Source organism: Rheinheimera fenheensis, from assembly GCF_039871805.1.
Classification (GTDB): Bacteria; Pseudomonadota; Gammaproteobacteria; order Enterobacterales; family Alteromonadaceae; genus Alishewanella; species Alishewanella fenheensis.
Genome location: NZ_JBDPJM010000007.1, coordinates 1 through 12,238 on the forward strand (window position 1 = coordinate 1; position 12,238 = coordinate 12,238).

Consider the following 12,238-nt stretch of genomic DNA (forward strand, 5'->3'; position numbering starts at 1 on the left):
GTCTGGCCATCTTGCACCTCAGTGTCAGGTACGATACCTAACTATAGAAGGTGTCTACTGATCATGGGTAACTCGGACGTATAACGCTCAAAGCAGCTGCGCGTAAGCGTCGGCTGGCTTTTCTTGTTAGGTGAATGGCGCATTTAGATGCTCCGCCAACAATGCTTTTGCATTTTCAAACGCTCTAATGATATGCCGCTTAAAATAAAGCCTGTTTACACCATAGAAAACTGCAGCATCGTCGTCATAATCAGACTTTAGTTCTAAATCACCAATACGCATTAGATTACATTTGCCGTAAGCTACGTTGTAAGAACCTCTATTGCCGTTTTCATCAAAATTTCGTTTGAAAGAATCTATGTGGCAGCAGGCATCTCTTACAGCTCGGATCGCATCAGAAACGTCTTTTACATAATTATTTATTAAAATGTCATCTGTAAAATCAATCTTGCTCGCATACTTTTCTGTTTTATGCATCAAATCGCGAAGGCATATCATCAAATCAATAAATGCAGACATCTGCAAAGGATGACCTGCGTTTTCTTGATTGAATATTCCGCATCCAAGCAACTGCTCAATTCTTCTTATGTTGGATTCGCAATCCTGCCGATCTTTGATTTCCATAATTCACCTAACGCCCGCCACAAACGCGAGCAACTTGTTGCGAGTCGAGCGCCCAAAGGGCGCGTTTTTGATGGCGATTGTTAAGTTTTTTCATCGCAAATAATTTTGTAATTTTTATGCAGTAAAGGCCAAGGCCTGAACTCTACAACTTTCATCGTACTACCTCGAATAGAACGGGAGCAATTTTCTAGAGAAGCCTTAATAATACTACCATTATCAAGTTCAACGTCCGCTATTAGCACGTAATTCGACTTAACAAAGTTGTGTTGCTTTACAAATTTTATCCGTCCTTCGATCTCATTACTTCTTACACCGCCGAAGTAAAAATATTCAAATAACAAATATGCCGCCAAAAAAAATGACAGAAATAACAGAACATCTTTTACGGAGAACTTTTCGTCCATACAAACTTAACGCCGCCAGCACGCGCGGCTTTGTAGTGGAGGCGAAGCCGTAACGGAAAAGCCGTCGCCGTGCCTGGCCTTGTTATAGCCTCTTAGTTCCATTTCACATGGCATCCCAATTCTGGATATTCCTGATTCAGCTCAGCTAGACAATCACTCAGCTGTTGGAACGCGTCCGGAAGCACTGTGCGAAGATGCGCCGAGCCTACAAATTCGATTTCATTCGGCATATCCACAAGTCCCGTAATAGAGTCCCAAAATGCATCCCAATTTTTCCCGTAAAAATCAGGAAAACCCAAGCTGCTCGCTAGGGTTTCATGAAGCTCTTTCTCTGTTGTAATTGAGATGACATTTATCTGCATAATCTATGGCTATAACGCCGCCAGCACGCGCGACTTTGTAGTGTAGGCGGAGCCGCAACGAAAAAGGCGTCGTTGTGCCTGGCCTTGTTAAGAGTTTTACTATTTTTCAAAGTACCTTCTCCCCGCCTCAAAGATCACGATGTTTAGTTTTAAATCATAGCTGCCTGACAGAAAGGTTTGCTCTGTAAGAAAGCTCCTTTCCATGAGGCTTTTTACAGCGCCATCTGGTAAGAATACCGAGTTCATTTTTATATATTTTTCGGACATTACTGAACTTTTGTACTTTACGAATTCGTGAATCACCCGTCTTTCTTGATCGGTTAGATTCTTGACTATATCGTCCATTTCTTTTCGAGCATTTTCACGCTCAATAGCTTCGCTCTTTTTGAGGTGCCTATTCCGAAGGATATTCGAGAGTATTTTTACTACTGGAAAAGTAATTATTGTTATAAATGCGGCCAGCGCAAAATCATCCTTCAACAGGTAAACTATTAAGCCAAGCAAACCTGAAATAGTCGTGGACACATTTTTCCCGAAATCTTCTTCCTGATATATTCTCTCGGCCCACTTGTCTATATCCATGCTCGTGTACTCTTAACGCTTTGCTAATGGGCTGCCGCAGCGTAGCGCAGGCAGTCCCGTGGAGGCCACGTTGTTTGTGGCCGGAACGAAATTAAGCAACTTGTTATGTTTTTTAGAACACATATCTTGCCAGACATTCAGTAATAGCTGCGACCCACCCAAAGCATAAAGCAATGAATATATTGAATTTTATAGTTGCATCCCAGTCTTCCCAAAATCTACCTTTAAACAGTGAATACCAATCCGCTGTTGCAACATATTTGATTGTTTCACCAAGGTCTTCATAGTTCTCGCCGAAGAAAACCTTTGCCAGCGTTTTATAAACTGGAAAACTTAGGATGCCAACTATGATCATCGCTATGGGGTGATCAAGGAATTCCATTTCTTACTCCGCAGAAACATAACGCAAAGCACACGGGCGGAAAAACGCGATAGCGTTTGACGTCCCAGCGACCAAAGGGAGCGAGTGATGCGCCTTGTTAGGCATACTGCGCACCAACCATGAATAAAGGCAACCAAACGGCAACCGATACAAACACAACACCTGTGATGGCAAAAAATGCAGCACTACCTGCAGCATGTGAAAAATATACTGTTGGGCGGCTGGCTAGGTGTTTATGAAAGTTGTTTGATATTGCCTTAAATGTGGCTCTAATAATGTCGATTTGGAACTGTGCCCAGGTGAGAAACGGCTTGAGCGCGATAAGTAAACACGCAAATGCCACCTCTAAGCCTGCCACCTCAACAAACAGTAGCAGGTAACCGGCAAATGGTGTTGCTAGTAAGATTGCCAGAAGCATCAATGCTCTTTTTAACCAAACGTGACGATTGAGAAAATCCATCTACTGTCCTTATTGCCTAACAGCTTATTCAAAGGACCAAAACCCGCGAGTTGCGTGTTAAAGATCCCGCAAGTTACAAAATAGGTCTGAGTTTATTCCGCTAGTAAAATGTAAATCAAGCATTTTTATCTTGTAGCAATTTAGGTTGCTGCAAAACATGGGTTTTAAACCCGCGAGTTGTTGATAAAAAACTCAAAGCAAACTACTGTTTATTTAAACAGTTACTTTGAGTGGGTTACTATGGCTTCGATGTTTCTAAATTCAATCCGCGAGTTTATGACCACGCGGCGTTATGCGAGGCGCACAATTGACACGTACGAGCACTGGATTCGTTTCTTTATCTTGTACCATGGCAAGAAGCACCCTTCACAAATGGCTGAACCTGAGGTTGAAAGTTTTTTGTCATATTTAAGCAACCAACGTAATGTTGCGGTCAAAACCCAGGCTACTGCACTTAACGCGCTGGCCTTCCTATACCGGCATATTATTCAGCGACCGTTGTCGCTTGATATGCGTTTTCATAAATCGCAGATTGCTACTAAATTACCGGTAGTGTTAACCCGCGACGAAATGCAGCGCTTATTGTTGGCCATAGATCCAAAGTATAAATTGGTTGCTCAGCTATTGTATGGCAGTGGCTTGCGATTAATGGAAGCGGTGCGACTAAGGGTAAAAGATATCGATTACGACTATGTTTCGCTGATGATCTGGCAAGGTAAGGGCAATAAAAACCGCAGGGTAACCTTGGCACCTGAATTGTTGGCTCTGCTGCGCAATCAATCTGATTTGGTGCAGCAATATTGGCAGCGTGATAGACACAACACCGAGTACAGTGGTGTTTGGTTGCCCAATGCACTTGCCATTAAATATCCATCCGCTCCTTTTGAACTTGGTTGGCAATATTTATTCCCTTCAGCTCAGCTTAGCGTTGATCCTGAGTCAGAAACGGTAAGACGCCACCATATTGACGAAACCACCGTCAGAAAAGCGATTAAACAAGCCGCTAAGCTGGCCAGAATTCAAAAGCAGGTGACTTGCCATACTCTGCGTCACTCTTTCGCCACGCATTTACTGGAATCCGGTGCCGATATCCGCACAGTGCAGGAGCAACTTGGCCACACCGACGTGAAAACTACGCAAATTTATACCCATGTACTAAAACAAGGCGGCAATGCGGTAAAAAGCCCGTTGTCGCAACTGCTATAAAAAAGGGCGCCGCAGCGCCCTTGTCAACTTATACAAAATCGTTAAAAACAATCACCCGGTACGCGGACAAAACCTTCCATTAATACCCGCGCGCTGCGGCTCATTATGGCTTTGGTGACTGTCCACTGGCCGTTGACCTGCGTTGCGGCAGCGCCTACGCGCAAGGTACCAGACGGGTGGCCAAAACGCACGGCTTCGCGCTCAGTGCCACCGGCGGCCAGGTTAACTAAGGTGCCGGGAATGGCGGCGGCGGTGCCTATGGCCACTGCTGCCGTGCCCATCATGGCGTGGTGCAGCTTGCCCATCGACAATGCCCGTACCAAGAGGTCGATATCGCTGGCGTTAACTTGCTTACCGCTTGACGCCACATAGCTTTGTGGCGGCGCAACAAAGGCGATTTTCGGTGTATGCGCGCGCGCGGCGGCTTCAGAAATATCGCTGATCAAGCCCATTTTTACTGCGCCATAGGCGCGAATAGTTTCAAAGCGGGTAAGTGCTGCGTTATCGCCATTGATGGCATCCTGCAATTCCGTGCCGGTGTAACCAATATCGCTGGCATTGACAAAAATGGTCGGAATACCGGCGTTTATCAGTGTGGCGTTAAAACTACCGACACCGGGTACGTCCAACGTATCAACCAGATTGCCTGTTGGGAACATGGCGCCGCCGCCCTCGCCCTCATCGGCGGCCGGGTCTAAAAACTCGATTTGCACTTCAGCCGCCGGAAAGGTCACGCCGTCCAGCTCAAAGTCTCCGGTTTCCTGCACCTCACCGTTGGTCATCGGCACATGGGCAATAATGGTTTTGCCAATATTGGCCTGCCAGATACGCACGGTGCAAATGCCGTTTTGCGGGATACGCTGTGCTGCCACTAAACCATTGCTGATAGCAAAAGAGCCAACCGCGGCAGTTAAGTTACCGCAGTTGCCGCTCCAGTCGATAAACGGCTTGTCTATCGCTACCTGACCAAACAGGTAGTCGACATCGTGATCGGCTTTGGTGCTTTTGCTTAAGATCACCGTTTTGCTGGTGCTGGACGTTGCACCGCCCATACCATCGGTGTGTTTACCGTAAGGGTCCGGGCTGCCGATAACCCTTAGCAGCAGGTTGTCACGCGCTTTACCCGGTACCTGAGCTGCCTGGGGTAAGTCTGTGAGTTTAAAAAACACGCCTTTGCTGGTACCGCCACGCATGTAAGTCGCGGGGATTTTTATTTGAGGAGCAGCCATTACACTGCTCCTTGCAAAAAGTCCTGCGCGAAACGCTGCAGCACACCGCCGGCTTCGTAAATTGACACCTCTTCAGCGGTATCTAAACGGCAGGTTACCGGCACGTTTAACACCTCACCGTTGGTGCGGTGAATAACCAGCGTTAAGGTTGCGCGCGGAGTACGCTCGCCCACTACGTCGTAAGTTTCCGTACCATCTAAGCCCAGCGTTTTACGGGTGGTACCGGCGTTAAACTCCAGCGGTAGCACGCCCATACCAATCAAGTTAGTGCGGTGAATACGCTCAAAGCCCTCGGCAGCGATGGCTTCAACACCGGCTAAGCGCACGCCTTTGGCCGCCCAATCACGTGACGACCCCTGGCCGTAATCGGCACCGGCAACAATAATCAGCGGCTGCTTGCGCTGCATATAAGTTTCAATCGCTTCCCACATCCGCATCACTTTGCCATCGGGCTCAACGCGCGCTAATGAACCTTGTTTCACTTTGCCATCAACAATCGCCATTTCGTTAATCAGCTTAGGGTTGGCAAAGGTGGCGCGCTGCGCGGTTAAATGGTCACCACGGTGGGTGGCGTACGAGTTAAAGTCCTCTTCCGGCAGGCCCATTTTGTGCAGATATTCACCGGCTGCACTGTCCAGCATAATGGCGTTAGACGGCGATAAATGGTCGGTGGTGATGTTATCTGGTAGCAAGGCCAGCGGGCGCATGCCTTTTAACGTACGCTCACCAGCCAAGGCACCTTCCCAATAAGGTGGCCGGCGAATATAGGTGCTTTGTGGCCGCCAGTTATACAGCGGGCTGATTTTCTCGCCGTAATCTACACTTAGCGCAAACATCGGCTCGTATACCTTGCGGAACTGCTCGGGTTTGACGCTTTGCGCCACTACTGCATCAATTTCAGCATCGCTTGGCCAGATATCTTTCAGTGTTATTGCCTTGCCATCATGGTAGCCCAGCACATCTTTCTCGATATCAAAGCGGATAGTGCCGGCTATAGCATAGGCCACCACTAAAGCCGGAGAGGCCAAAAACGCTTGCTTGGCGTAAGGGTGAATACGGCCGTCAAAGTTACGGTTACCGGATAACACTGCTGTAGCGTATAAATCACGCTCTACCACTTCTTTTTGAATAACCGGGTCCAGCGCGCCGCTCATGCCATTACAGGTGGTACAGGCAAAACCGACGATACCAAAGCCCAGTTGCTCAAGCTCTGGCAGTAAACCGCCCTCTTCCAGATACAGCTGTACGGCTTTGGAGCCAGGTGCTAATGAGGTTTTCACCCAGGGTTTGCGCGTTAAACCCAGTTTATTGGCGTTACGCGCCAACAAACCGGCCGCGATAACGTTACGTGGGTTACTGGTGTTAGTGCAGCTGGTAATGGCGGCGATAATGACTGCGCCATCGGGCATTTTGCCATCGATCAGCTCATATTTACCGGCAATGCCTTTAGCGGCTAAATCGCTGGTGGATAAGCGCGCATGCGGGTTAGACGGGCCAGCCATAGTGCGGCCAACGCTGGATAAATCAAACTTCAGTACCCGCTCGTACTCAGCCGTTTTTAGGCTCTCGCTCCAAAGACCGGCGGTTTTAGCGTAGGTTTCTACCAGCTTAACCTGCTCTGGCTCACGGCCGGTTAAGGTTAAATAGTCCAGCGTTTGCTGATCGATAGAGAACATGGCTGCGGTGGCGCCATATTCCGGCGTCATATTGGATATGGTTGCCCGGTCACCCAAACTTAAGCTGTCGGCGCCTTCACCAAAGAATTCCAGGTAGCTTGATACCACTTTTTCTTTACGTAAAAACTCGGTCAGTGCCAGCACAATGTCGGTGGCCATAATGCCAGGCTGGGCTTTGCCGGTAAGCTCAACACCGATAATATCGGGTAGGCGCATCCAACTGGCACGGCCTAACATCACGCTTTCGGCCTCTAAGCCACCCACACCAATGGCGATTACGCCCAGCGCATCGACATGCGGTGTGTGGCTATCGGTACCCACTAAGGTATCAGGAAAGGCCACGCCGTCTTTAGCGTGAATAACTGGCGACATCCGCTCTAAGTTAATCTGGTGCATAATGCCGTTGCCAGGCGGAATAACATCGACATTTTTAAAGGCTTTTTTCGTCCAGTTAATAAAATGAAAGCGATCGTCGTTGCGACGGTCTTCAATAGCGCGGTTTTTCTTAAAAGCGTCTTTCTCAAAGCCGGCATGTTCTACCGCTAATGAGTGATCAACGATTAATTGCGTTGGCACTACCGGGTTTACTTTGGCTGGATCGCCGCCTTTTTCGGCTATAGCATCACGCAGGCCGGCTAAGTCGACCAGTGCAGTTTGGCCTAAAATATCATGGCACACCACACGGGCCGGAAACCACGGGAAGTCTAAGTCGCGCTTGCGGTAAATAAGCTGTTTAAGCGCATCGGTTAGCATGGCCGGATCGCAGCGACGCACTAAATTTTCTGCATGTACCCGTGAAGTATACGGCAGTTTGGCGTACGCGCCGGGTTCTATGGCATCTACCGCGGCCTGGGTATCGAAGTAATCCAGGTTGGTGCCGGGCAGTTTTTTACGGTATTGGCTGTTCATGGTATTTACCCGCGCTGCGCAATAGGCTTAACACTACGTGGTTCAACACCAACGTAATCAGCACTTGGCCGGATAATACGGTTATCGGCGCGCTGCTCCATCACGTGGGCGGCCCAACCGGTTAAGCGGCTGCAAACGAAAATCGGCGTAAACAGCTTGGTTGGAATACCCATGTAGTTATAGGCCGAGGCATGGAAGAAATCGGCATTACAAAATAGCTTCTTCTCGCGCCACATCACCGCTTCACAGCGCACAGATACGTCATACAGCTTAGTATCACCGTTCGCCTTAGCCAGCTTTTCAGACCATTCTTTAATAACGGCGTTACGCGGGTCAGATTCAGAGTAAATCGCATGACCAAAGCCCATGATCTTCTCTTTGCGCTGTAGCATACCCAGCAATTTTTGCTCGGCATCATCCGGGTTTGCCATCTTTTCAATCAGCTCCATCGCCGCCTCGTTGGCGCCACCGTGCAGCGGGCCGCGCAGTGAGCCAATCGCGCCGGTAATACACGAGTGCATATCGCTAAGCGTGGAAGCACAAACACGGGCAGTAAAGGTAGAGGCGTTAAACTCATGCTCGGCGTATAAAATCAGCGACGCCTGCATGACGTCAATATGCAGCTGCTCTGGCTTTTTGCCGTGCAAAGTCCATAAAAATTGCTCGGCAATTGAATCGGCACCGGTTTCAACCTCAATGCGCTTAACATGGTGGCTATAGTTGTACCAGTAGTTAACCAAACCCGGGAAAATCGCCAGCATACGATCGGTCGCGTCCTGCTGCTCTTCGAAACGCTGTTCTGTCTCCAGGTTACCCAACATAGAGCAACCGGTGCGCATTACATCCATCGGGTGGGCGCTGGCAGGAATACGCTCCAGTACGTCTTTTAATGCCTGTGGTAAGCTGCGCAGGCTTTTTAATTTGGCTTTATAGGCCGTTAATTCGGCCTGTGTTGGCAGCTCGCCTTTTAAAATTAAATGCGCCACTTCTTCAAAACTGCACTGGGCGGCTAAATCTTTTACATCATAACCACGATAGGTTAAGCCAGAACCGGTTTTACCCACGGTTGACAGCGCCGTTTTGCCGGCGACCTGACCGCGCAAGCCGGCGCCTGAAAGTACTTTACCTGTTGACATGGTGTTCTCCCCGTTGTCTTAAAATTCAATTCGAAATTACTTTTTGCTGCTAAACAGCTGATCTAATTTTTCTTCAAAGCTGTGGTAGTTTAAAAAGTCATATAGCTCAGCGCGGGTTTGCATGCTGTCTACCACGGCCTTTTGATCGCCATTGGCCAAAATTGACTGGTACACATTTAGCGCCGCTTTATTCATCGCGCGAAACGCACTCAGCGGATAAAGCACCATGGCCACGCCAACACTGCCAAGCTCGGCTTTATTGAATAACGGTGTCTGGCCAAATTCGGTAATATTGGCCAGTACCGGCACGTTTAGCGCGCTGGTAAAGGCTTTGTATTGCTCCAGTGTATGCACTGCTTCGGCAAAAATGGCATCAGCACCGGCGTCCTGACAGGCGATAGCACGCTCGATAGCCGCCTCTAAGCCTTGCTGCGCTAACGCATCAGTGCGCGCCATAATAAAAAAGCTCTCGTCCGTGCGGGCATCAACAGAGGCTTTAACCCGATCGACCATTTCATCTAGGCTGACAATTTCTTTGTTGGGTCTGTGGCCGCAGCGCTTTTGCGCCACCTGATCTTCAATATGAAAGCCTGCCGCGCCTGCGCGGGTCATTTCTTTTACCGTGCGGGCAATATTAAAGGCACCGCCCCAGCCAGTGTCTGCATCAACCAGCAGCGGTAAGCTGGTGGCACCGGTGATGCGACGAATATCTTCACAGACATCGTTTAACGATGTCATGCCTAAATCTGGCAAACCAAAGGAGGCGTTAGCCACACCGGCGCCCGATAAATACAACGCCTGATGGCCAGTACGCTCGGCCATCATCGCGGTGTACGCATTAATAGTGCCGACAATTTGCAGCGGTGAGTTCGCTTTAATCGCCGCGCGCAGTTTTTGTCCGGCAGTCAGTGTGCTCATATTAAGTCCCCGTTTGTTCAAGTTGTTTTTCGATGTTGCGCCGTGATGCAGCAATATGGCGGCGCATCAGTAAGTCGGCCAGCTCACCATCGCGATTGGCAATGGCATTAAGAATAGCTTTATGTTCGTCAAATGCCCGCGACACCCGCGGCCCGTTCATGCCAAGCTGCACCCGGTACATGCGCACCAGATGGTATAACTCGTCACATAAGATATTGATCAGATATGCATTTTTACTGCCCAAAATCACCCGGTAATGAAAATCTAAATCACCGGCTTCCTGGTAGTAACTTTCACCCTCGCGCACCCGCTGCGTGCTTAAATGCTGATCCAATAAGGCGCGTAATTCGCTAATTTCACTGTCCGCCATATGCTCAGCGGCCAAACGGCAGGCTAAGCCCTCTAAGGTTTCACGCAGCTGATAGAGTGACAGCAGGCCCTGTGTCGACAATTTCACTACCCGGGCACCGGCATTGGGAATACGCTCAATTAAGTGGCAACGTTCTAAGCGGGCTAAAGCTTCACGCAGTGGCGCCCGGCTTAAATCAAAGCGTTTGGCGAGCTCAGGCTCGCTGATCTTACTGCCGGCTGCAATGTCGCCCTCGACAATAGCGCGCTGGATCTCCAGTAACACTCGGTCTGCAGCGGTAATGGCAGGTTTTAGCAGCGGGGTTTGCATAAAAGATTGTCGACATAAATGAACATGCCAGTACTTTAGTGGGCGAAAGCCCCCTTAGTCAAGGGCATAAAGGCAGATATTGTCGACAATAAGACTAAAGTTTGCCTATAGTAGTTGACGATGCTGATGTATTAGCACCCACAATTAAGCTGGGGATGCCAGATTTTTTTTAGATTTTTTGTTTATTATTTGGCCGGTAATAATACCGAATAACTATAACAAATACCGGTGAACACATTGCCCCTAAAACAGGTTAAACGCAGTAAGGTTGCCGTTTTCACGCAATAAGCTGGGGATAACTTGAGGATAAGCTGGGGGCGAAAAGCAAAATACGTAGCAAGCAGCATCCACTTAGCTAACAATTTAACGCAGGCAAAATGCTGCTGATTAACTACACTAAATCTTACCTTTTGACACCTGCAGTATGTAACGATAGCGCACGGCTCATTCCCTATGAGCCATTCCCCTAAGCCCGGAACAATGCGGATTGGTTCCGGGCTTCTTTTATCTACTACATTGATTTTAGGCAGCTTTTTTCACCAACTTAAACAGCTGATAAAAGTTGGCCGTGGTGTGCTGCGCCAGCTGCTGCAGGCTAACGCCTTTTACCTCAGCCACCGCTTGTGCCACTGCAGTCACATAAGCCGGTTGGTTGGTTTTGCCGCGAAATGGCACCGGCGCTAAATACGGCGCGTCAGTCTCTATCAGTAAGCGATCCAGCGGCAGCTTTTTAACCACACTGCGCAGCTCATCGGCATTACGAAAGGTCATAATGCCGGAAATAGAAATATAAAAACCCAAATCCAGTGCTGCTTTAGCGGTATCGTAGTCTTCGGTAAAACAGTGCAGCACACCACCTGGGCTATCGGCATGGTGGCTACGCAATAATGCTATGGTATCGGCCCGCGCATCGCGGGTGTGGATGATTAACGGTTTACTAAGCTGCTTAGCAACCTGAATATGACTGACAAAAGCATCCTGCTGGCTACGTTTGGCTTCTGGCGCATAAAAGTAATCCAGCCCGGTTTCGCCCACCGCCACCACATCAGAGCTATTGCATTTTTCCAGCAACAACTCTGCAGAAACCGCATCCTGCTGATGCAGCGGGTGTTCACCACAGGAAACAGACACCATCGGAAAATCGGCCACCTGCGCCCGCATCTGATCAAACTCCGCCAGGCTGACACAAACACAGAGCATATGTTCTATTTGCTGTGCCTGGGCATTGGCAATAACCTGCTCCAGGCTTAGCCCGAGCTTATCCAGCTCAAGCCGGTCCAGGTGACAATGTGAATCTACAAACAAAGGCTTACTCTCAAGTTTTTATAACGTTGCGATAAGGATTTAAATCGTGTGGGTCGGATCGGCCGAATTCAGCATGCCGCCCAATAATTTTTCTATCTGGGCACCCAGCTGGGCTTTATCATCGATAAAACTAATACCAATACCGGCCGGGTTAGAACTTTGGGAGCCGTGCGGCGTGATCCACGCAACCTTGCCCGACACCACAACCGGCTCTAAGGCGTCTGGTAGCGTTACGCTAAGCGCCAGTGACTGACCCATTTTGTATTGCCTGGGCGTGCGCACAAACAAACCACCGTTTTTCAAAAACGGCATATAGCTGCGGTACAGCTCTTTTAAATCGTTAAAACCTATGGCTAACTCTTCCAT

The 12,238-nt window shown here is 48.9% G+C and carries 13 protein-coding genes; 1 reads left to right on the forward strand and 12 read right to left on the reverse strand.

Annotation, left to right across the window (positions count from 1 at the left end; translation table 11 throughout):
• Window positions 1-126 precede the first annotated feature (126 nt).
• The 5 genes from ABGI61_RS11230 to ABGI61_RS11250 form a co-directional block, all read right to left on the reverse strand.
• A complete protein-coding gene (locus ABGI61_RS11230) occupies window positions 127-624 on the reverse strand; it encodes a hypothetical protein (protein ID WP_347601076.1) in 498 nt (165 codons plus the stop codon).
• A 496-nt stretch (window positions 625-1,120) separates the two neighbouring features.
• Window positions 1,121-1,390, reverse strand: coding sequence for a barstar family protein (locus ABGI61_RS11235; RefSeq protein WP_347601078.1), 270 nt, complete (start codon window positions 1,388-1,390; stop codon window positions 1,121-1,123).
• A 99-nt stretch (window positions 1,391-1,489) separates the two neighbouring features.
• Window positions 1,490-1,972, reverse strand: coding sequence for a hypothetical protein (locus tag ABGI61_RS11240; protein ID WP_347601080.1), 483 nt, complete (start codon window positions 1,970-1,972; stop codon window positions 1,490-1,492).
• Window positions 1,973-2,084: 112 nt separating this feature from the next.
• Window positions 2,085-2,354: a hypothetical protein gene (locus ABGI61_RS11245; protein ID WP_347601082.1), complete on the reverse strand. Its 270-nt coding sequence runs from the start codon at window positions 2,352-2,354 to the stop codon at window positions 2,085-2,087.
• Window positions 2,355-2,451: 97 nt separating this feature from the next.
• Window positions 2,452-2,814, reverse strand: coding sequence for a hypothetical protein (locus tag ABGI61_RS11250; protein ID WP_347601084.1), 363 nt, complete (start codon window positions 2,812-2,814; stop codon window positions 2,452-2,454).
• 240 nt (window positions 2,815-3,054) lie between these two features.
• Between ABGI61_RS11250 and ABGI61_RS11255 the strand changes: the two genes are divergently transcribed.
• Window positions 3,055-4,020 carry an integron integrase gene (locus ABGI61_RS11255; protein WP_347601086.1) on the forward strand — a complete coding sequence of 322 codons (966 nt, stop codon included), beginning with the start codon at window positions 3,055-3,057 and terminating at the stop codon, window positions 4,018-4,020.
• A gap of 41 nt (window positions 4,021-4,061) precedes the next feature.
• Here the strand turns inward: ABGI61_RS11255 and prpF are convergent, their stop codons facing one another.
• The 7 genes from prpF to ABGI61_RS11290 all read right to left on the reverse strand — a co-directional run bounded on the left by prpF (window position 4,062) and on the right by ABGI61_RS11290 (window position 12,238).
• Window positions 4,062-5,249 carry a 2-methylaconitate cis-trans isomerase PrpF gene (gene prpF / locus ABGI61_RS11260; RefSeq protein WP_347601087.1) on the reverse strand — a complete coding sequence of 396 codons (1,188 nt, stop codon included), beginning with the start codon at window positions 5,247-5,249 and terminating at the stop codon, window positions 4,062-4,064.
• Window positions 5,249-7,834 carry a Fe/S-dependent 2-methylisocitrate dehydratase AcnD gene (gene acnD, locus ABGI61_RS11265; RefSeq protein ID WP_347601089.1) on the reverse strand — a complete coding sequence of 862 codons (2,586 nt, stop codon included), beginning with the start codon at window positions 7,832-7,834 and terminating at the stop codon, window positions 5,249-5,251. The genes prpF and acnD overlap by 1 nt, the downstream gene beginning before the upstream one ends.
• 5 nt (window positions 7,835-7,839) lie before the next feature.
• Window positions 7,840-8,970: a bifunctional 2-methylcitrate synthase/citrate synthase gene (prpC, locus tag ABGI61_RS11270; protein ID WP_347601091.1), complete on the reverse strand. Its 1,131-nt coding sequence runs from the start codon at window positions 8,968-8,970 to the stop codon at window positions 7,840-7,842.
• Between the two features lie 36 nt (window positions 8,971-9,006).
• On the reverse strand, window positions 9,007-9,888 hold the full coding sequence (gene prpB, locus ABGI61_RS11275; protein ID WP_347601093.1) for a methylisocitrate lyase: 882 nt from the start codon (window positions 9,886-9,888) through the stop codon (window positions 9,007-9,009).
• Between the two features lies 1 nt (window position 9,889).
• Window positions 9,890-10,567 carry a GntR family transcriptional regulator gene (locus tag ABGI61_RS11280; RefSeq protein WP_347601095.1) on the reverse strand — a complete coding sequence of 226 codons (678 nt, stop codon included), beginning with the start codon at window positions 10,565-10,567 and terminating at the stop codon, window positions 9,890-9,892.
• Between the two features lie 522 nt (window positions 10,568-11,089).
• Entirely contained in the window at window positions 11,090-11,872 is a 783-nt protein-coding gene (locus tag ABGI61_RS11285; protein ID WP_347601097.1) for a TatD family hydrolase, read from the reverse strand.
• A gap of 39 nt (window positions 11,873-11,911) precedes the next feature.
• Window positions 11,912-12,238 (reverse strand): PilZ domain-containing protein, encoded by a 327-nt coding sequence (locus ABGI61_RS11290; protein ID WP_347601099.1) that lies wholly within the window; start codon window positions 12,236-12,238, stop codon window positions 11,912-11,914.